The 19690-nt window shown below is 66.0% G+C and carries 16 protein-coding genes; 11 read left to right on the forward strand and 5 right to left on the reverse strand.

What is annotated here, in order from left to right:
• Positions 1-79: 79 nt before the first annotated feature.
• Entirely contained in the window at positions 80-973 is an 894-nt protein-coding gene (locus tag HBF25_RS10225; protein WP_166948037.1) for an SDR family oxidoreductase, read from the forward strand.
• A 29-nt stretch (positions 974-1002) separates the two neighbouring features.
• Here the strand turns inward: HBF25_RS10225 and HBF25_RS10230 are convergent, their stop codons facing one another.
• From HBF25_RS10230 to HBF25_RS10240, 3 genes are all read right to left on the reverse strand, one after another.
• The gene (locus tag HBF25_RS10230) at positions 1003-1887 is read right to left on the reverse strand and encodes a siderophore-interacting protein (protein WP_166948039.1); all 885 of its coding nucleotides are present in this window, start codon (positions 1885-1887) and stop codon (positions 1003-1005) included.
• Between the two features lie 280 nt (positions 1888-2167).
• On the reverse strand, positions 2168-4243 hold the full coding sequence (locus HBF25_RS10235) for a S46 family peptidase (protein WP_166948041.1): 2076 nt from the start codon (positions 4241-4243) through the stop codon (positions 2168-2170).
• A 104-nt stretch (positions 4244-4347) separates the two neighbouring features.
• Complete coding sequence (locus HBF25_RS10240) at positions 4348-5370, reverse strand: CobW family GTP-binding protein (protein WP_166948043.1); 1023 nt, start codon at positions 5368-5370, stop codon at positions 4348-4350.
• Positions 5371-5982: 612 nt separating this feature from the next.
• Here HBF25_RS10240 and kdpF point away from each other — a divergent pair.
• Complete coding sequence (kdpF, locus tag HBF25_RS22675; RefSeq protein WP_166948580.1) at positions 5983-6063, forward strand: K(+)-transporting ATPase subunit F; 81 nt, start codon at positions 5983-5985, stop codon at positions 6061-6063.
• Here the strand turns inward: kdpF and HBF25_RS22400 are convergent.
• Positions 6044-6172: a hypothetical protein gene (locus tag HBF25_RS22400; protein WP_279588195.1), complete on the reverse strand. Its 129-nt coding sequence runs from the start codon at positions 6170-6172 to the stop codon at positions 6044-6046. The genes kdpF and HBF25_RS22400 overlap by 20 nt on opposite strands.
• Here HBF25_RS22400 and kdpA point away from each other — a divergent pair.
• From kdpA to HBF25_RS10290, 9 genes are all read left to right on the forward strand, one after another.
• Positions 6171-7874, forward strand: a complete 1704-nt coding sequence (kdpA, locus tag HBF25_RS10250) for a potassium-transporting ATPase subunit KdpA (protein ID WP_166948045.1) — start codon at positions 6171-6173, stop codon at positions 7872-7874. The two genes, HBF25_RS22400 and kdpA, sit on opposite strands and share 2 nt — an antisense overlap.
• Before the next feature lie 10 nt (positions 7875-7884).
• The gene (gene kdpC, locus HBF25_RS10255) at positions 7885-8478 is read left to right on the forward strand and encodes a potassium-transporting ATPase subunit KdpC (protein WP_166948047.1); all 594 of its coding nucleotides are present in this window, start codon (positions 7885-7887) and stop codon (positions 8476-8478) included.
• Between the two features lie 13 nt (positions 8479-8491).
• On the forward strand, positions 8492-10573 hold the full coding sequence (kdpB, locus tag HBF25_RS10260; RefSeq protein WP_166948049.1) for a potassium-transporting ATPase subunit KdpB: 2082 nt from the start codon (positions 8492-8494) through the stop codon (positions 10571-10573).
• 11 nt (positions 10574-10584) lie between these two features.
• Positions 10585-12138, forward strand: a complete 1554-nt coding sequence (locus HBF25_RS10265) for a DUF4118 domain-containing protein (protein WP_166948051.1) — start codon at positions 10585-10587, stop codon at positions 12136-12138.
• Positions 12135-12833, forward strand: a complete 699-nt coding sequence (locus HBF25_RS10270; protein WP_166948053.1) for a response regulator — start codon at positions 12135-12137, stop codon at positions 12831-12833. The genes HBF25_RS10265 and HBF25_RS10270 overlap by 4 nt, the downstream gene beginning before the upstream one ends.
• A gap of 126 nt (positions 12834-12959) precedes the next feature.
• Positions 12960-13325 (forward strand): hypothetical protein, encoded by a 366-nt coding sequence (locus HBF25_RS10275; RefSeq protein ID WP_166948055.1) that lies wholly within the window; start codon positions 12960-12962, stop codon positions 13323-13325.
• A 74-nt stretch (positions 13326-13399) separates the two neighbouring features.
• Positions 13400-14644 carry a TolC family protein gene (locus tag HBF25_RS10280; protein ID WP_166948057.1) on the forward strand — a complete coding sequence of 415 codons (1245 nt, stop codon included), beginning with the start codon at positions 13400-13402 and terminating at the stop codon, positions 14642-14644.
• Complete coding sequence (locus HBF25_RS10285) at positions 14641-15735, forward strand: efflux RND transporter periplasmic adaptor subunit (RefSeq protein ID WP_166948059.1); 1095 nt, start codon at positions 14641-14643, stop codon at positions 15733-15735. The genes HBF25_RS10280 and HBF25_RS10285 overlap by 4 nt, the downstream gene beginning before the upstream one ends.
• Positions 15735-18863: an efflux RND transporter permease subunit gene (locus HBF25_RS10290; RefSeq protein WP_166948061.1), complete on the forward strand. Its 3129-nt coding sequence runs from the start codon at positions 15735-15737 to the stop codon at positions 18861-18863. Before HBF25_RS10285 ends, HBF25_RS10290 begins: the two co-directional genes overlap by 1 nt.
• On the opposite strand, the gene HBF25_RS10295 is transcribed toward HBF25_RS10290, so the two are convergent.
• The gene (locus HBF25_RS10295) at positions 18830-19654 is read right to left on the reverse strand and encodes a TIGR04325 family methyltransferase (RefSeq protein WP_166948063.1); all 825 of its coding nucleotides are present in this window, start codon (positions 19652-19654) and stop codon (positions 18830-18832) included. The genes HBF25_RS10290 and HBF25_RS10295 overlap by 34 nt on opposite strands.
• Between the last annotated feature and the right edge of the window lie 36 nt (positions 19655-19690).

Here is a 19690-nt window from a genome sequence, read left to right on the forward strand (position 1 = left end):
TACCCGTATAACGTCACGACTTTACCCCGATATCCATGGAGACAAGAGTAACGCCATCGACCAATGATGGAGCAACACCATGCACGTATTCGTCACCGGAGCCACCGGCTTCGTCGGCTCGGCCGTCGTACAGGAACTGCTTGCCCATGGGCACGAGGTCAGTGGTCTCGTGCGCTCGGATGCCGGTGCTAAAGCGCTGGCCGCCACCGGCGCCCGGGTCGTCCGTGGCTCGCTGGAAGACCTGGACAGCATGCGCCAGGGCGCCCGCGAAGCCGATGCGGTGATCCATACCGCGTTCAACCACGATTTCTCTCGCTTCCTTGAGAACTGCGAGCTGGACCGTCGCGCCATTGACGCCATCGGCAACGCATTGGATGGCTCGACAAAACCCTTTGTGATCACGTCGGGCCTGGGGCATATGGAACATGGGCGCCTGGCCACCGAAGACACCGCATCACTTCCCGTCTCGCCCGCGTACCCACGCGCATCGGAAGCGGCCGCGGAAGCCGTCGCGACACGCGGAGTCCACGCCATGGTGGTGCGACTTCCGCCCACCGTGCATGGCGATGGCGATCACGGTTTCGTGCCGCATCTGGTCAACGTTGCACGGGACAAGGGCGTGGCAGCCTATGTGGGCGATGGCGCAAACCGCTGGCCGGCCGTACATCGCTTCGATGCCGCCCGCGTCTATCGACTCGCCGTCGAACGAGGCAGCCGGGGTGCCCGTTATCACGCGGTGACGGAAGAAGGCGTGCCGTTCCGCGATATCGCGGGAACGATCGGCCGCGAACTCAACGTGCCCGTGCAGGCACTTACGCCGGAAGATGCCGCCGCGCATTTCGCCTGGTTCGCCCGTTTCACCGCCCTGGATGTACCGGCCTCCGCAGCGCAGACCCGGGCGGCCCTGGGCTGGGAAGACGCGGGCCATCCCAGCCTGCTCGATGACATGAAGGCGCACTACTTCCACCGCTGACTGAAGCCAGGCACGGAAGCCATGCTGCGCTAGTCCAGCGAACGTCCCTTGCGCCAGTAGCCCATGAGGTTCATGGCCTTGCGATCGACGCCCCGTTCGTTGACGAGGTGGCGGCGGATATCCAGCACCGCCGCCGCTTCACCGGCGATCCAGGCGTAGAACGCGCCATCACCACCGCTGGCCTGCTCCCAGAGAATGTCGTTGTCCACGTCGATATCGGTCACGGCGGCATCCACGTCGTGACGCGGCAATGGCACGTCACGCAGGGCTTCCAGCAAGCGCTGGCCATAGTCGTACGCGTGATCGCGTGGCAGCCAGCGGACGCTCAGCCCTTCGAGGGCTGCCAATGGCAGGCGGTCTGCTTCGGTAGGCACCTCGATAAGCGCCTCGATGCGCGGGCGCGATGGCGATGCCGCGATGTGATCGAGAATCGAAGCCACGGCAGGCAGCGCGCTCTCATCCGCCACGATCAGTACGCGATCGACATCCTGCGGCGGATGCCACTCATAGCCGCGCGAGTCGTGCTCTGCGCGCGCATCCGGCGCGAACAGCACCATGGAATCACCCTCTTTCGCTTCCAGCGCCCAGCGGGATGCGGGGCCGATGCTTCCGTGCACCGCGAAATCAATATCCACTTCCGCGACATCCGCACGCAAGGCCCGGATGGTGTATGTGCGCATCGCGGGTTTCGATGCGTCGTCGAGTGCGCGGAAGGCAGCAATCCAGTCGGGGCCGCGTGGCAACTCCGGCCGCTGGCCGGCCTGTTCGGGGAAGAACATCTTGATGCGCTGGTCGGGTCCGGGAAACGCCATGCCGGCGACATCCTCACCCGTGAACACGAAACGCACCATCGAAGGGCTCAACACGATGCGGTGTTTGACCACCGTATCGAAGAAACGATAACTGTCGACCATGACCACTCCACATCACCATGCCCGATACGGGCAGCAAGGGTGGCTGCGTCGACCGGCAATGCGGCGCGTGGCTGGAAAGCAAGTCTGCGCCCTGGGCGCAGGCTTCGCAAGTTACCGCGGGTAAATCGAGGCGTGCGCAAAACGCACGCCTCGCCGCCCATGTAGGAGCGCGCCTCGCGCGCGACCGCTTTTGGCGATCACCATTCCGCCGAACGCTGCTGCGGCCGGCCAGGTACGGGCCATAACGGTCGCGCGCAAGGCGCGCTCCTACAAGAGCCTTTTACTGGCGTTTGCCCTCGAGTTCTTTGGCCAGTTCCGGGAGGTGATAGACCTTGCGTACGGCTTCCAGCAATGCCGCGGTATCCACCGCCACCGCGCGGTTCATCGTGCCGTCGAAGGTGAAATCGCCACCCAGCGAATGGATGTTGCCGTCGAAGATGAGGCCAATGGCGTGGCCCTCCCTGTCGATCACCGGGCTGCCCGAATTGCCGCCGATGATGTCGTTGTCGGTGACGAAATCGAACGGCGTGGACAGGTCGAGCGACGACTTGGCCTTGATCCAGCTATCCGGAAGCCGGAAAGGATCGGCACCTGTCGCACGCGTATACGCACCGGCGAAGTCGGTGAACGGAGGCACGTCCTTGCCCTTCTCCTTCCAGCCCACCACCTTGCCGAAGCTCAGGCGCGGCGAGAAGGTGGCATCGGGATAGTTCGACGTACCGTCGCGCGCGAAGCGTGCCTGCGCGATGGCTTCTTCCGCCTTCGACGTCGGTGCGGACACTTCATCCTCGTACTGCTTGCGGATGGCACGCGCTTCCGGATCGACGGACCGCGCGAGCACGATCATCGGATCATTCGATGCCGCGATGGCCGTCTCACCACCTTCCCACAACGCCTTGCGCGCAGCAGGATCGGCAAGCTTCGTGCCCTTGACCAGTGAGTCGGCCACCTGAGCCGGAGAGTGCGTGCCGAGTACCTGCTTCACGAACGGATCGTCTGCACCCAGGATCTGGCGCAGCTTTTCCAGCGACCAGCTCATCAGGGTGGTTTCGAACGCGGGATACACCGGCGCGGTGGAAACCACCTGTTGCTCCAGTGCAGGGAGGTTTGCATCGCGATACTCCGGCAGGCGTTCACCGTCGGGTTTTCCGTGTTCCGCAGCCGCTCGCACCAGCGTACGCGCCTGCATGAACAGCTGGCCGCCGACGTCGAAGCCACGTCCGTTCTCCAGCAGGTTGAAGCGGTCACGAAGTTCCAGGGCCTTCGACTGGGCCTTGGCAAGATCGGCCCAGGGATCGCCGAACTTCTCGCGACGCGAGCCATCCGCTGCGATCCACTGGCGCAGTGCAGCGTCATCCTGCTGTTTGGTCTGCTGGAACCGCTTGTCGGTCAGGGTTTCGAGCCAGCCACGATAGACCTTCAGCGAATTGTCGAAACCGAAGAGAAGGTCCTGTGCCTGCTTGGCCTGCTCGTCGCCACGACGACCGTATTCCCACAGCACGCCGCGAAGCTCGGACAGGAAAGCCACGGAAGGCACGAGCTTGTGATCGCGCATGTCTTCCAGCTGTGCCCACGGCACCGCACGCTGCGTGGAGCCGGGGTTGCCGACCACGAAGGTCATGTCGCCGGCCTTGGGGCCCTTGGGCGAGAACGGCAGGTAATCCGGGGTCTTTGCCGGCTTGCCGTCGACGTAGGCGCGGAAGAAGGTCACGTCGAGGTCGTAGCGCGGGAAATTGAAGTTGTCCGGATCGCCGCCGAAGAAGGCGATGGACTGTTCCGGTGCGAATACCAGGCGCACATCCTGGAAGCGCTTGTACTTGTACAGCGCGTAGCGGCCGCCGTTGTAGAGCTTCACCACGTCGCAGCGCCAGGCTTTCGCATCACCGGCCACGCAGCCCTTTTCCACGTCGCTTTCCACGGCACGCTCGGCCTTGATGCGCTCTGCGCCATCCTTGCCGTTCAGTGCGCCGAGCACCTTGTCGGTGACGTCGGTGATCGTGTCGAGCTGGTTGAGCTCCACTTCGGGGCACTTCGGCTCGTCTTCGCGGCGCGATGCCGAGAAGCCGTTTTCCATGAAGTTGCCCGTGGTGGAAAGCTGGGACAGGCAGCTGTTCGCGCAATGGTGGTTGGTCATCACCAGGCCATCGGGCGACACGAAGGAGCCCGAACACCCTTCGGCCAGCCGCACGGTGGATTTCTGCACGCGGGATATCCACGCCGCATCCGGCGCAAACCCGTAGCGTTGTTTCATCTGCTGCAACGGCAGGTGGTCCAGCGTCCACATGCCTTCGTCCGCGAAGGCGGCGGGCGTGGCGACCAGAAGCACGCCGAGCATCGTTCCCTTGAGATACCGCATCGAACGCTTCTCCTCATGAACGTGGCCGCCGGAGTGGCGACCGCAAATGTTACTTTGTAACAAATACGTCCAGGCCGGGAGCCTGCGGGAAGTCATGGTACGCCTCAGGCGACGGCCAGGCCCGGAAACAGCAGCGGCGCGACGGCGAGCAGGGCCGTCACGTCGGGCTGCGCCAGGGCGTGGCCGATCAGCACCAGGCGGGTGCCACGGGCGTCCATGGGTCGGGGTGCCAGCCGTTCGGCCGGATACGCCGTGCCCTGGACGGCGTGGACCACGCGAGGCGCATCGTCGCCCTGCACATGCACGATGCCCTTCATCCGCAGCAACGCCGGTCCGGCGGCGGCCAGCAGCAGGTCGAGCCAGCCGGCGAAGGCCTCTTCGTCTACGGGGGCATCGATGGACAGGGAGCGGCTGGGCATGGTCCCGTGGTAGCCCGCTGGGTCTTCCGCTGCACCCACCAGTCGCCAGGAAATGGGGCTGACCTCGAACGGGTCATCCGTCGAGCCGTCGGCCACGCTGGCCAGCGGGTTCGTCCGTCGCAGCCATTCCTCGACGCGAGGGCGCACGGCCTTGCCTACCCGGTCGAGCTTGCTGACCACCAGACGATCCGCAGCTTCCACCTGCTGAACCACCTCGGGGTGGTCGTGGCGGCTGGAGAGCACGGTTTCCGCGTCCACCACGGTCACGATGCCAGCGAGGCGGTAGTACGCCGCCACACGATGGTCGCGATGCAGGGTGCGGGTGATGCCGGCCGGCGTGGCGAGGCCGGTGGTTTCTACCACGACCCGCTGGAACTGGCGCTCTCCCTTGCGCGAGAAACGCCAGATAGCGTCGGCCAGCGTGCGGCCCAGGTCGCCGTTGAGCGAGCAGCAGATGCAGCCTCCGGCCAGTTCCACCACGCCGTCGTCGTGGGCGTGGACCATGAGTGCGTGATCCAGCCCGATGTCGCCGAATTCGTTGACCACCACGAGGGTGGTGGGCCCGGGCTCGTTTGCGAGCACCCGGTTGAGCAGGGTCGTCTTGCCGCTACCGAGAAAGCCGGTCAGTACGAAAACCGGGACGCGATCGTCCAGCGAAGGCGGTATGCGGACGGCGCCCAGGGAGAGCGGCCCGTTCGATTTGTTCATGACGGAGGGCATGCCGAAATGTTACATCATAACAATCCAGTCTCCCCGTAGGAGCGCGCCTGCGCGCGACCGGTCGGAGACGTGGGCGCCCGGTTACCCCGGTCGCGCGCAAGGCGCGCTCCTACAGGGTTGTGGCGAGTCATGCAGGGCGCGCTCTTGTAGGAGCGCGCCTGCGCGCGACCGGTCGGAGACATGAGCGCCCGGTTACCCCGGTCGCGCGCAAGGCGCGCTCCTACAGGGTTGTGGCGAGTTATGCAGGGCGCGTTCTTGTAGGAGCGCGCCTGCGCGCGACCGGTCGGAGACGTGAGCGCCCGGCTATTCCGGTCGCGCGCAAGGCGCGCTCCTACAGGGTTGGGGATCGGGGGTGCAGGCCCAGCAGGGCTCGCTGACATGGCAGCCGACTTCCTCGTCCACATAGGTCACCTGTCCCAGTCCCTGGCAGATCGGGCACGGTTCGGCAATCGACACGGGAATGCTCCGGACAGTCTTGATACCGCCTTTATACGCCGGTGGCCCATCTCGGTGCCGTCTTGAAAGGCCCGCTCCTACGCTGATCGCCTATTCACTCACGGAGCCTGCCATGCCCTTCCCCACCACCGCGACCGCCGCGCCATGAGCTGGCTCGGCGGTCTTCTTCTCGTCGCGCTGTTTGCCTACCTGGGCTATGCGCTGATCAAACCCGAGCGGTTCTGACCGCTTTATCGAGGATGTTATGAACGACATCGTCTTCCTGGCGGTGGCGGCACTGTTCTTTGCCGTCACCGCGCTGTTCGTCGTCGCGCTGGACCGGATCTGAAGCCATGCCCATCGACCTGCTCCAGTTCGCCCTCGTACTCGCCGCCATGGCCGCCCTCGTGGTGGTGGCCGGCCGCTGGCTCACCCATGTGCTCACGGACACGGCGCACGCCCTGCCCGAACGCCTCACCTACCGCCTGCTCGGCGTCGATGCCGGCAGCGGCATGGACTGGAAACGCTACGGCCTTGCCCTGGTGCTCAGCAATGCCGCCATGATGCTGCTCGGCTACGCCCTGCTACGCATGCAGTCGCTGCTGCCCTTCGACGCCCTGCAACGCCCCTCGCAAACGCCCGATCTTGCGTTCAACACGGCCGCCTCGTTCATCACCAACACGAACTGGCAGTCGTACTCCGGCGAATCCAGCCTGTCCAACTTCTCGCAGATGGCCGTGATCACCTTCCTGATGACGGTCAGTGCCGCCTCGGGCATCGCCGGCTGCGCGGCCTTCATCCGTGGCCTCGCACAGCGCGAAGCCCGCGACGTCGGCAACTACTGGGTGGACTTCACCCGCGTCACCTGGCGCGTGCTGCTGCCGGCCTGCCTGCTGCTCTCGCTGGTGTACGTATGGCAAGGCATGCCGCAGACCCTCGCCAGCAGCGTCGATGCCACCACGCTGGAAGGCATCACGCAGCACATCATCACCGGCCCGGTGGCCAGCCTCGAAGCCATCAAGCACATCGGCACCAATGGCGGCGGCTTCTTCGGCATGAATGCCGCGCACCCGTTCGAGAACCCGACGCCCCTCACCAATACGCTGCACATGCTGGCGATGTTCCTCGTGCCCTCGGCGCTCACGTATGCCTTTGGCCGCATGCTGACGCGCCGACGCCAGGGCTGGGCCTTCCTCGCCGCCTTCGTCGTGATGTTCGTGGGCTTCCTCTGCGTGGTGTACACGGCGGAACAGCACGGCAACCCCGCCTTCGCCGGCATGGGTATCGACCAGCAGGCCAGCACCATGCAGGCCGGCGGCAACATGGAGGGCAAGGAAACCCGCTTCGGCATCGCACAGACCAGCGCCTTCGTCGCCGTGACCACCGCCGCCACCACGGGTTCGGTCGATGCGATGCACGACTCGCTCACGCCGCTGGGTGGCCTCGTACCGCTGTCGCTGATGATGCTCAACGACGTATTCGGCGGTGTGGGCGTCGGTTTCATCAACCTCGTGGCCTACGCCATCCTCACCGTGTTTCTGGTAGGCATGATGATCGGCCGCACGCCGGAATTCCTCGGCAAGAAGATCGAGGCGCGCGAGATCAAGTACGTGATGATCGCCGTGCTGGCCCATCCGTTCTGCATCCTGGGTTTCACCGCCCTGGCCGCCGTATGGCCCGATGCTCCCGCCAGCCTCGCCAACATGGGTCCACACGGTTTCAGCGAGCTTATCTACGCCTACACCTCGGGCACGGCGAACAACGGTTCGGCGTTTGCCGGCCTCAATGCGAACACGCCGTTCTTCAACACCACGATCGGACTGGCGATGCTGCTGGGTCGTTACTTCACCCTGCTGCCCATGCTTGCCGTAGCCGGTTCGCTGGCCACCAAACGCAACGTCCCCGAAAGCCAGGGCACCCTGCCCACGGCCACGCCCCTGTTCACCGGCCTGCTGATCTTCGTGATCCTCGTCGTCGGCGGCTTGACCTTCCTGCCCGCGCTTGCGCTGGGACCGATCGTCGAACACCTGGCGATGCTCGCCGGACAAACCTTCTGAAGGCCACGCGATGACTTCCTCCCTCGTTCGTCCCGTACTCGTGTCCGCCGTGCTGTTCATGGCGGTGACCGGGCTCGGTTATCCACTCGCCAGCACGGCGCTGGCGAAGGCGTTCTTCCCTCGCCAGGCCAGCGGCAGCCTCGTCACGCACGGTGGTGCCACCATCGGCTCGACCGTGATCGGCCAGGACTTCCATCGCCCGGACTACTTTCACCCACGACCCAGCATCACCGGCAACACCTCGTACGATGCGGCATCCAGTGGTGCGAGCAACCTCGGCCCCACCAGCCGCAAGCTGCTCGACAGCGTGCGCGACCGTGCCGATGCCTACCGCAAGGAAAACGGCCTCGCGGCGGACGCACCGGTGCCGGTGGATGCCGTCACGGCCTCCGCGTCCGGCCTCGATCCCGATATCACGCTCGCCAACGCTCATGCGCAGGCCGCACGCGTCGCCAGACAACGACACCTGCCGCTGCCACGCGTCGTCGCGCTGATCGACGCACAGGCCACCGGCCGGCAGCTCGGCCTGCTCGGCGAACCGCGCGTGAACGTGCTTGCCCTCAACCTTGCTCTCGACGCCACGGCGTCGGGTGGTACGCCTTAATCCGGAGATGCCCATGACCACCCCGCATCCCACCATCCCCGACGACATCGCTCCGCGCCCCGCCGTGGCCTCGCCCGGCCTGATCGACGTCATCGTCGCCGCGTTCGCCAAGCTTGCTCCGGCCACGCAGTGGAAAAACCCCGTGATGTTCGTCGTATACCTCGGCAGCATCCTTACCACCGTGCTCGGCATCCAGGCCCTGCGCGGGCACGCCGACGCTCCCACGGGTTTCATCTTCGCCATCGCCGCCTGGCTGTGGTTCACCGTGCTGTTCGCCAACGCTGCCGAGGCGCTGGCCGAAGGACGCGGGAAGGCCCAGGCCGAAGCACTGCGTGCCGCGAAGAAGCGCGTGCATGCCCGTGTACTGCGCGAGCCGCGCTACGACAGCACCTGGCATATCGTGCCAAGCGACGAGATCGTGGCCGGCACCTTCGTGCTGGTGGAAGCCGGCGACACCATTCCCGCCGATGGCGAGGTGGTGGAAGGCGTCGCTTCGGTCGACGAATCCGCAATTACCGGCGAATCCGCGCCCGTGGTGCGTGAATCCGGCGGTGACTTCTCGTCGGTGACCGGCGGCACCCGCGTGCTGTCCGACTGGATCATCGTGCGCGTCACCGCCAACCCGGGCGAAGCCTTCCTCGACCGCATGATCGCGATGGTGGAAGGCGCCCGCCGCGGCAAGACACCCAACGAAGTGGCGCTTACCATCCTGCTGGTGGCACTCACTGCGATCTTCCTCGCCGTGTGCGCAAGCCTGCTGCCGTTCTCGTCGCTCAGCGTGCTGCTGAGCGGCCATGGCAGCGTCGTGGGCCTGACCGTGCTGGTGGCCCTGCTGGTGTGCCTGATTCCCACCACCATCGGCGCCCTGCTCTCGGCCATCGGCATTGCCGGCATGAGCCGCATGCTGAAGAACAACGTCATCGCCATTTCCGGCCGCGCCATCGAGGCAGCAGGCGACGTGGACGTGCTGCTGCTCGACAAGACCGGCACCATCACGCTCGGCAATCGACAGGCCCACGCCTTCCTGCCGGCCATGGGCATCGAGGAGGGCGCGCTGGCCGATGCCGCGCAATATGCCTCGCTGGCCGACGAAACTCCCGAAGGCCGCTCCATCGTCATTCTCGCCAAGCAGCGCTTCGACCTGCGCGGCCGCGAACTCAATGGCGGCGTGGCGGTGCCGTTCAGTGCGCGCACCCGCATGAGCGGCGTGGATCTGGGCGAGCGGATCATCCGCAAGGGCGCCGCTTCCGCGATCCGTGCCCATGTGGAAGCGCTGGGCGGCGCCTTTCCCGTGGACGTGGAACGCAGCGTGGAGTCGTTGGCCCGTCGCGGTTCGACACCGCTGGTGGTATCCGACGGCCGCCAGGTACTTGGCGTGGTGGAACTGAAGGACATCGTGAAGGACGGCATCAAGGAGCAGTTCGCCCGCCTGCGCCGCATGGGCATCGCCACGGTGATGATTACCGGAGACAACCGCCTCACGGCCGCCGCCATCGCCGCGGAAGCCGGCGTGGACGACTTCCTGGCCGAGGCCACGCCCGAGGACAAGCTTGCCCTCATCCGCCGCTACCAGGGCGAGGGCCGCCTGGTGGCGATGACCGGCGACGGCACCAACGACGCCCCGGCGCTGGCCCAGGCCGACGTGGCCGTGGCGATGAACACCGGCACGCAGGCGGCCAAGGAAGCCGGCAACATGGTCGACCTGGATTCCAACCCGACCAAGCTGCTGCGCGTGGTCGAGGTGGGCAAGCAGATGATCATGACCCGCGGCGCGCTCACCACCTTCAGCGTGGCGAACGACCTAGCCAAGTACTTCGCCATCGTGCCGGCGGCCTTCGTTGCCACGTATCCGTCGCTGGATGCGCTGAACGTGATGCGCCTGCATTCGCCGGCTTCGGCAATTCTCTCGGCCGTGATCTTCAACGCCCTGATCATCGTGGCGCTGATTCCGCTTGCCTTGCGCGGCGTGCGCTACCGCCCCGCTCCGGCCCAGCGCCTGCTGGTGCGCAACCTGCTGATCTACGGCGTGGGCGGCCTCATTGCGCCCTTTATCGGCATCAAGCTCATCGACCTGCTGCTCACGCCGTTGATGTGAGGGCCGTCACGATGCTCCAGATACCTGCGCCCGCCCGGGCGCAGGTATCATCGCCGGCCAGTCCCGACCACGCGTGGCCACCGATGATCCAGCGCCCCGATCCGGCGCGGCGGCGCCCCATACGCTTCCGCGCGCTGTTGTATGCCCTGGCCGCCTGCGCGGCCAGCACGGGCATCGCCGCGCTGCTGCTGAGGGTGTTCGACCTTTCCAACGTGGTGATGCTGTTCCTGCTCACCGTGGTGCTGGTGGCGCTGCGCTGGGGTCGTGCGGCCGGTGCGCTGGCTGCCCTCACATGCGTGGCGAGCTTCGATTTTTTCTTCGTGCCACCGGTGTGGTCCTTCCACGTCTCCGACACGCAATACATCTTCACGTTCGTGCTGATGCTCGTGGTGGCACTGGTCACGGGGCAGCTCGCCGCGCGTCTGCGCGAAGAGGCCGTCACGGCCCTGGCCGGCGAGCGGCGCGCCAGTGCGCTGGCCGCCGTCGCCAGCGATCTTGCCGGCGCCGTGCGCAACGACGACATCGTGCGCATATGCGCCGATCGTGTCGGCCCCCTGTTCGACGGCAGCGTCAGCCTGCTGCTGCCGGGCCTTGACGAGCGCATCATCGATCATGCCGGTGGCGATGCTGCGGTGGCCCAGTGGGTGCTCGAACAGGGCCGCCCCGCCGGACGCCATACCGAGACGCTGCCAGCCAGCGATGCCACCTACCTGCCACTGGTCACACCGCTGCGCACGCGTGGCGTGCTGATCCTGCGGCGCCCCGACCCGGCACCGCTGGATGGCGACCGTGCCGCCCTGCTCGATGCCTGCCGATCGCTGGTGGCGCTCGCGCTGGAGCGTGTGCACTTCGTGGAAGTAGCGCACGACACCATGCTGCGCATGGAAGGCGAAAGCCTGCGCAACGCCTTGCTCGCCGCCGTGTCGCACGACCTGCGCACGCCATTGACCGCCATTCGCGGCATGGCTGGCATGCTGGGCGACGACGACGTAGCGCATGCCATTGCGGCACAGACCGATCGCATGCAACGCCAGGTCAGCAACCTGCTTGACACGGCACGCCTGCAGGGCGAAGGCGTGCGCCTCGACCGCCAGTGGCATGCGCTGGACGAAGTGCTTGGCGCGGCGCTTTCCACCATTCCGCTCGGCGGCCGTCGCATCGTCGTGGAACTGGCGCCCACCCTGCCCCTGGTGGAACTCGATGCCGGCCTGTTCGAGCGCGTGCTCGCCAATCTTCTGGATAACGCGGTGAAATACACGCCCAACGACGCCACCATCTGGGTGCGCGCCGACCGCATCGGCGCCATGCTGCATGTCTGGGTGGAAGACGATGGCCCCGGCTTTCCGGCAGATATCAATGCAAGCAGCCTGTTCGCCGACTTCACTCGTGGTACCAGCGAATCGTCCGTGCCCGGCGTCGGCCTCGGTCTGGCGTTGTGCCGTCGCATCGTCGAGGCGCATGGCGGCAGCATCGTCGCCTCGCGTCGCGTGCCCAGCGGCGCGCGCTTCGAGATCCGCCTTGCGGCAGGCGACCCGCCCACCATCGACATGGAAGACCTGACATGACCCGCCCGCGCATCCTCGTCATCGAGGACGAAAGCGATATCCGCCGCTTCCTGCGTCTCGCGCTGGAGCGTGAGGACATGCAGGTATTCGAATCCGAAGACGCCTTGCGCGGCCGTATCGATGCCGCGAGTCGCCAGCCCGATCTGATCGTGCTGGATCTCGGCCTGCCCGACGACGACGGCAAAGCCGTGATCCGCGATGTGCGTGGCTGGTCGTCAGCGCCGATCATCGTGCTGTCGGCACGCGACAGCGAAACGGAGAAGGTCGCTGCGCTCGAAGCCGGTGCCGACGACTACCTCGTCAAACCCTTCGGCGTACCCGAGCTGGTGGCCCGCGTGCGCGCGCAACTGCGCCGCGCCAGCCTCGCTGGTGACAAAGGCCATGCAGGCTCGCGTATCCGTTTCGGCGACATCAGCGTGGACCTCGCCACGCACGAGGTAACCCGCCGCGACGAAGCGGTGCACCTCACGCCCATCGAATTCCGCCTGCTTTCCGCGCTCGTACGCGGCCAGGGCAAGGTCCTCACGCACAAGCAACTGCTGCTCGACGTCTGGGGCCCCGGCTACGCCAACCGCCCGCACTACGTGCGCGTGTACATGGCCAACCTGCGCCAGAAACTCGAAGACGAACCCGCCCGCCCCCGTCACCTGGTCACCGAACTCCAGGTAGGCTACCGCCTCGCGGGCATCGATTGACCTGTAGGAGCGCGCCTTGCGCGCAACCGGGTTGCGATCACTGGTCGCGCCCAAGGCACGCTCCTGCACGATCGGATATGCCGGATGAGATTGTCTAACAGGCGCCTGCCTGCCTAGCATTCGCCCATGCCCGCCGCCTCGCCACGCCTGCTGAACCGCCTACGTCGCCATCGCGGCGTGTGGCTGCTCGCCCTGGCGGTGCTGCTGTTCAAGGTGGGCATGAGCACGTTCTGCATCCTGGATGGTCCGGGCCCCGTCACGACGCTCATCGGCGATGCACCCGGTATCAGCGCATCCGTTGACAACGATGGCGACCACTGCGTGCTCAACGAAGGCAAGGGCTGCCATTGCGCTTGTGCGCATACGGTAGCCATGCCCGCGACCATTCTGCCCGTGGTCGCGGCCATCCCTGCGTCACAGCCTCCTGCGGCGATTCCGGCCGCACCGTCGCCGCATTTCCAGCGATCCCCGCTACGCCCTCCCATCGCCTGATCGCGCCACGCTGACCGACGACGGCCGCCCGAGCGGTCGCGTCGCCCTGTGATCGCTTTCGGGAGAATCCCCTCATGTTCCAGCTGCGTAACGCGGCGCTGGGCGCCGTGTGCGCGTTCCTGGCCGCGACCGCCACGGCCGGGCCCGCCGCACCCCTTCCCCTGCGCGATACCGTGCGCAACCTCTGGGCCAGCAGCCCGCAGGTACAGGCCGCGCAGGCCGAACTGGAGGCTGCACGTGCTCGTGCGCGCGCTGCCGCCCAGCCGGTCTACAACCCCACCCTCAACCTCGACGGCGAGAACGCCGACGTGGATCGCCGCACGGTCGGTGCAAGCCTTGCGGTGGATGTCACCGGCAAGCGTCGCGCCCGCATGGCGGAGAGTGACGCCGAAGTACGCGCCCGCGAAGCGGCGTACACGCTCCAGCGCCGTGACATCGCCGCCGGATGGCTCAAGGCATGGTCCATGGCGATCCTGTCCACTGCGCAGGAAGACCTCGGTCGCAAGCGGGTGGAGCTCATGCGCCGCTTCGATGAACTGGCCGCCAGACGGCTCAGCGTGGGCGACATCAGCAGTCCCGAACGTGACCTGGCCGGGCTCGCGCTCGGCGAAGCACAGGTGCAACAGGCCGCCCTGGCGGGCCAGCGTGCCTCGGCGTTTGCCGCGCTGGCTTCGTTCGGCGAAAACGAACGCGACCTGCCCGGCCTGCCCCAGGACCTGCCGCCGCGCGCGGACACCATACAGCCGCTGGCCGCCGACGAACGCCCTGAACTGATCCAGGCGCGCGCGGAGCAGGAGCGCGCGGAGGCCGGCGTCACCGTAGCCCAGCGCGCGCGACTGCCCGACCCAACCTTCAGCCTCACGGGTGGACAGGTGCGCAGCGGCGCACGCACGGATCGCGTCATCGGCGTCAGCGTATCGATTCCCCTGCCCGTGCTGAATACCGGGCGGGCGGATATCGATGCCGCCCGTGCAAATGCCGATGCCGCCTATGCAACCCGCCGGGCCGAACGCCTGCGCGTGGACGCGTCCCTGCACCAGAACGCCGCCACGTACGAAGCGCTGCGCGCGGCCAGCGAAGCCTTCCGGCGTGGCCGCGCCAATGCCTTCGAAGAACGGGCGAACACGCTCGAACGGCTCTGGCAATCTGGCGAGATCGGCACCTCCGACTATCTCGTACAACTCAAGCAAAGCCTCGATACCGCCCTGGCCGGGCTCGCGCTCGAAAGCCAGGCCTGGCAGGCCTGGTTCGACTACCTCGCCACGGCCGGCCGCCTCACGGACTGGATCGATGGTCCCTCACAGGATGCTTCCCGATGAAATCTCCCCTGCGCCGTCACCTGCTCGGCCTCGCTCTCGCTGTCGCCTTTCTGCCGCTGCATGCGGAAGAGGCCGCGCCGGCCAATCCCCTTCGCCTTGACGCCGCGGCCATCCGCGATGCCGGCATCGTCCTCGATACCCTCGCCGAACGCTCGGTCACCGACCAGATCGGTGCGCCCGGCGAAGTGAAGGTAGATGCGTATTCCACCGTGCTCGTCTCGCCACGTGTCGCCGCCCAGGTGGTTGCCCGCAAAGCAAAGCTGGGCGATGTCGTTACCGCCGGTGCTCCGCTGGTGGAACTGTCCAGTGTCGATGTGGCCGAAATGCAGGGGCAACTCATCGTTGCCAGCCAGGACTGGAGCCGTGTATCCGCCCTTGGCGAGCAGGCCGTCTCTGCGCGCCGCTACAACGAAGCGCTGGTCGCACGCGATCAGGCACGGGCAAAGCTGCGCGCCTATGGTCTCTCCGACGGACAGGTCGCACGCGTCGTCAAACGCGGTTCGTCTGCCGCCGATGGCAGCTTCGAGCTGTTGGCACCCAGCGCCGGGCGTATCACTACCGATGACTTCCTCGTGGGCCAGCGCGTGGAGCCGGGGCAAACCCTGTTTACCGTGGTCACCGAGGACTCCGTGTGGGTGGAAGCCCGGCTTGCGCCGGCCGCTGCCGAGGAAGTGAAGGAAGGCAGCGCCGTCACGGTGCTCGCACATGGCAACGCCCTGCCCGGCAAGGTGATCCAGCGCTCCCACCAGACCGACGAGAAAACCCGTACCGTGCCGGTTCGTATCCGCGTGGACAACCGCAAGGACCTGCTGCACCCCGGCGAACTGGTCGAGACCCGCATCGCCATCGATACGCAAAGCCGCCAGCTCGCCGTGCCGGCCGACGCCGTGGTGCTGTTGCAGAACCAGCCCACCGTTTTCGTGCGTCGTACCAAGGACGGACCCTTCGAAGCAGCGCCCGTAGAAACCGGTGAAACACGCGACGGTTGGACAGCCATCCGCCAGGGCCTCGCGTCCGGTGCTGTCTATGTGCGCAAGGGCGCCTTTGCGCTCAAGGCGCGCATCCTGCGCTCGCAGCTGGGAGAAGAGTGATGCTGGAACGCCTCGTCGCCCTATCCCTCAAGTACAAGGTGCTGGTGCTGATCGTCTTCATGGTGATCGGTTTCCTCGGCTTCCAGGCCGTACGCCGCCTGCCCATCGATGCCTTTCCCGACGTCACGCCCGTACAGGTCAACGTCTATACCGAAGCCCGCGGCCTCGCCGCCGAGGACGTGGAGCAATTGCTGACCACGCCGGTCGAATCGGCCCTGGCCGGCCTGCCCAAGGTCGAACAGATCCGCTCCGTCAGCCTGTTCGGCCTGTCGTATGTATCAGTGTATTTCGCCGACGACATGGATATCTATTTCGCCCGCCAGCTGGTGAACGAACGCCTGCAACAAGTCGGCGACCGGCTCCCGGCAGGCTATGGCAAGCCCGAGATGGGGCCGAACACTTCCGGCCTCGGCCAGGTGTTCTGGTACACCGTGGAGCGCGCCGACGAGAAGCTGAAGAATGCGCCCTCCGACATGGACCTGCGCACGTTGCAGGACTGGACGGTGCGGCTGATCCTTCGCACTGCACCCGGGGTCGACGACGTCACCTCCTGGGGCGGCCAGGAGAAGCAGTACCAGGTGAAGGTCGATCCGATGAAACTCATCGCCCACGACCTGTCGTTCAAGGATGTCATGCAGGCGCTGGAGAGCAACAACGCCCAGGTCGGCGGCAACTTCATCGACGTGGGGCGCGAGCAATACCTGGTTCGTGGCATCGGCCTCGTGCGCAACGCGCAGGACATCGGCGGCATCGTCCTCAAGACCGAAGACGGCACCCCGATCTATGTCCGCGATGTCGCCAGCGTCATCGAGGCGGGCGCGCCGCGCACCGGCGCGGTCACCCGCGATGGCAAGGAAGTGGTGATGGGCCAGGCTCTGGCCCGCATCGGCGAGAACGCGCGCAGCGTGGTGGAGGCCGTAAAGGCGAAGCTCGCCACGGTCAAGCAGTCGCTGCCGAAGGGCGTCGAGGTCAAGCCGGTCTACGAACGCACCGAACTGGTCAACGCCGCCGTGGGCACGGCCGTACGGGCCCTGATCGAAGGCTCGATCCTCGTGGCCGTGGTGCTGTTCCTGTTTCTCGGTGAATTACGCAGCGCGCTCGTCGTGGTGGTGACCCTGCCGCTGGCGATGCTCATCGCCTTCATCTGCATGGACCAGGCCGGCCTCTCGGCCAACCTGATGTCCCTGGCGGGGCTCGCGATCGGCATCGGCATGATGGTGGACGGCGCGGTGGTCATGGTGGAAAACGCGTTCCGCATCATGGCCGAACGCAAGGCCCACGGCGAAGACGTGAACCGTACGGCCGCCGTGCTGGAAGCCGCGCGCGAGGTGGCCAACCCCATCGCCTTCGCCATCCTGATCATCATCGTGGTGTTCCTTCCCCTGTTCAGCCTGCAGGGTCTGGAAGGCAAGATGTTCAAGCCCATGGCCTTCAACATCAGCTTCGCCATGGCCGGCTCCCTCATTCTGTCGCTCACCCTGATCCCCGTGCTTGCCGCGCTGGTGCTGAAGCCCAAGGAAGAAAAGGACACCCGCCTGGTCGCGTGGCTCAAGCGCGGCTATGGCAGGCTGCTGGGCTGGTCGTTGTCGCATCGTCGCACCGTGATCGCCGTGGCGGGCGTCGCATTGCTGGGTTCGCTCGCGCTGTTTCCCTTCCTGGGCAAGGAATTCATGCCCAACCTGCGCGAAGGCGCGATCATGTGGCGAATCACGTCGATCCCCTCGGCTTCGCTGGAGGAATCCATCGACCTGTCGCGGCAGGTCGCCGAGCGGATCAAGGCGAAGTTTCCCGAGGTGGATACCACGCTCGCCATGATCGGCCGCGCCGAAAAGGGGGAAACGGCGGATGTGAACTACATGGAGGTCTACACCCCGCTGAAACCGAAGTCCGGCTGGCGTAGCGGGCAAACGCTGGAATCCATCGAGGCTGACATGCAGAAGGAACTGTCCGATGCGCTGCCCACCGCCGTGGTCAGCTACACCCAGCCTATCCAGATGCGCATCGAGGAACTGATCTCCGGCGTTCGTGCCACGCTCGCGCTGAAAATCTACGGCGACGACCTGGGCGAACTGGACCGCCAGAGCAGCCGCATCAAGGACATCCTCAGCCAGGTACCCGGTGTGGCCGACCTGGCGCTGGAGGCCAATATCGGCAAGCCACAGCTGCGTATCGAAGTGGATCGCGACGCCCTGGCACGCTACGGCCTGAATGCCGACGATGTGCTTGCGGTGGTTCGCAACGGTATCGGTGGCGAGGCCGTCAGCACCCTGCTGGATGGTATCCGTCGCTTCGACATGACCGTGCGCCTGGACGATGCGAACAAGGCCTCGCTCACCGCGATACGCCGCATCCCGATCCGCACCCCCACGGGTGCGCTGGTCCAGCTCGACCAGGTAGCGAAGGTCAGCGAGGCAGAAGGCTATTCGTTCATCCGCCGCGAATCGCTGCAACGCTACGCCGTGATCCAGATGGATGTGCGTGGCCGCGACATCGACGGCTTCGTGCAGGAGGCCAACGAGCGCATCGCGAAAGCTGTCGCGCTGCCCACGGGCTACTACACCGAATGGGGTGGTGCTTTCGAGAACCAGCAGCGCGCGCTGAAGCGCCTGTCGCTGATCGTGCCGGCGACGATCTTCTTCATCTTCGTGCTGTTGTATACCGCGTTCAATTCGGTGCGCTACGCCGGCCTGATCCTTGCCAACGTACCTTTTGCCGTCATCGGTGGCATCGTTGGCCTGTTTCTCACCGGCCAGTATCTTTCGGTGCCGTCGGCCATCGGATTCATTGCGGTGTTCGGCGTGGCGATGCTCAATGGCATCGTGCTGGTGAGTTTCCTCAACGAGCAGCGGCAGGCCGGGCTGGGAGTACGCGACGCCGTGCTGAGGGGCACATCGTTACGCCTTCGCCCCGTGCTCATGACAGCCAGCGTGGCGATCCTCGGCCTCGTACCCATGCTGCTTTCCTCGGGCGTGGGCGCCGAAACCCAGCGACCGCTGGCGACCGTGGTGGTAGGTGGCCTGATCACCTCCACCCTGCTCACCCTGGTGCTGTTGCCAGTGCTGTACGACTGGATGGAGCGACGCCGGGAAGAAACTCAGTCGCCCAGCCGGAAGGCAAATCCGAAGTAGCGATCCAGCGACAGCTCCGGATGAAACGGCACCGTGCAGTGCCGCTGGGGATTCTCCCAGCGGTCCAGCAGGCGATAGCCCAGTGCTGCCAGGCCGCCGAGGAATTCCCGCTCGGCGGTCACCCGGTACGGGCAGCAGGCTACGCCGATGTTCTGCACCGTGAAATACGACTCGCGCATGTGGACCGGCACGGAATTGAGCAGCAGGAAGCGCGGCTTGCGCGGTAAAGCCTCCAATGCCCCGGCCAGGGTGATCCGGAGATATTGCAGCGAACCGGCGGCGAACAGGATGTCACAGCCGGACGCTTCGCTCATGTCATCGGCGAACGCCAGGCGACGAAACGCATCGTGCTCATCGGCCCAGCGACGTCCCGCCGCATTCACGGCGGGTACGTCGAGCACGGTCCAGCGAAGCGCCTGCGGATAATCGAGATACTTGCGGTAAGCGTAGTAGGCGATGCCGATATGGCCGCCTATGTCGAACACCGTGGAGGCGCCTTCGCCAAAGAAACGACCCAACCAGTGGATCATCGGATAATCGTTGATGAAGACCCGCCGCGTGCGCTCGCGGTAGAGATCCGCCGAACCGTCGTTGTCGTAGCCGCTGGTACGCGACGGCGGAATACTCGCCTGCGCTTCGTCGAAGCTGGCGAATACGCCGCGATAGATATGATGGGTGAGTGCCGTATGCGCGAAAAAGCGACGCGCATAGCGGGCTTCCTGCCATGCCCTCACGAAGGGAATGCGGCTGGACGTGCCCTGCCAGACGGGCGTGGCGACCTGGGCGTTCATGGCGACTCCCATGCGACGGTGAACGAATCATGCGCC

It is taken from the genome of Luteibacter anthropi (assembly GCF_011759365.1).
GTDB classification, from domain to species: Bacteria; Pseudomonadota; Gammaproteobacteria; order Xanthomonadales; family Rhodanobacteraceae; genus Luteibacter; species Luteibacter anthropi.

Excerpts from the sequence above, each read along its gene's own strand:
- HBF25_RS10225 (WP_166948037.1), top strand. The coding sequence starts at position 80 with ATGCACGTATTCGTCACCGGAGCCACCGGCTTCGTCGGCTCGGCCGTC.
- HBF25_RS10230 (WP_166948039.1), bottom strand. The coding sequence starts at position 1,887 with ATGGTCGACAGTTATCGTTTCTTCGATACGGTGGTCAAACACCGCATC.
- HBF25_RS10235 (WP_166948041.1), bottom strand. The coding sequence starts at position 4,243 with ATGCGGTATCTCAAGGGAACGATGCTCGGCGTGCTTCTGGTCGCCACG.
- HBF25_RS10240 (WP_166948043.1), bottom strand. The coding sequence starts at position 5,370 with ATGAACAAATCGAACGGGCCGCTCTCCCTGGGCGCCGTCCGCATACCG.
- kdpF (WP_166948580.1), top strand. The coding sequence starts at position 5,983 with ATGAGCTGGCTCGGCGGTCTTCTTCTCGTCGCGCTGTTTGCCTACCTG.
- kdpA (WP_166948045.1), top strand. The coding sequence starts at position 6,171 with ATGCCCATCGACCTGCTCCAGTTCGCCCTCGTACTCGCCGCCATGGCC.
- HBF25_RS22400 (WP_279588195.1), bottom strand. The coding sequence starts at position 6,172 with ATGGCTTCAGATCCGGTCCAGCGCGACGACGAACAGCGCGGTGACGGC.
- kdpC (WP_166948047.1), top strand. The coding sequence starts at position 7,885 with ATGACTTCCTCCCTCGTTCGTCCCGTACTCGTGTCCGCCGTGCTGTTC.
- kdpB (WP_166948049.1), top strand. The coding sequence starts at position 8,492 with ATGACCACCCCGCATCCCACCATCCCCGACGACATCGCTCCGCGCCCC.
- HBF25_RS10265 (WP_166948051.1), top strand. The coding sequence starts at position 10,585 with ATGCTCCAGATACCTGCGCCCGCCCGGGCGCAGGTATCATCGCCGGCC.
- HBF25_RS10270 (WP_166948053.1), top strand. The coding sequence starts at position 12,135 with ATGACCCGCCCGCGCATCCTCGTCATCGAGGACGAAAGCGATATCCGC.
- HBF25_RS10275 (WP_166948055.1), top strand. The coding sequence starts at position 12,960 with ATGCCCGCCGCCTCGCCACGCCTGCTGAACCGCCTACGTCGCCATCGC.
- HBF25_RS10280 (WP_166948057.1), top strand. The coding sequence starts at position 13,400 with ATGTTCCAGCTGCGTAACGCGGCGCTGGGCGCCGTGTGCGCGTTCCTG.
- HBF25_RS10285 (WP_166948059.1), top strand. The coding sequence starts at position 14,641 with ATGAAATCTCCCCTGCGCCGTCACCTGCTCGGCCTCGCTCTCGCTGTC.
- HBF25_RS10290 (WP_166948061.1), top strand. The coding sequence starts at position 15,735 with ATGCTGGAACGCCTCGTCGCCCTATCCCTCAAGTACAAGGTGCTGGTG.
- HBF25_RS10295 (WP_166948063.1), bottom strand. The coding sequence starts at position 19,654 with ATGAACGCCCAGGTCGCCACGCCCGTCTGGCAGGGCACGTCCAGCCGC.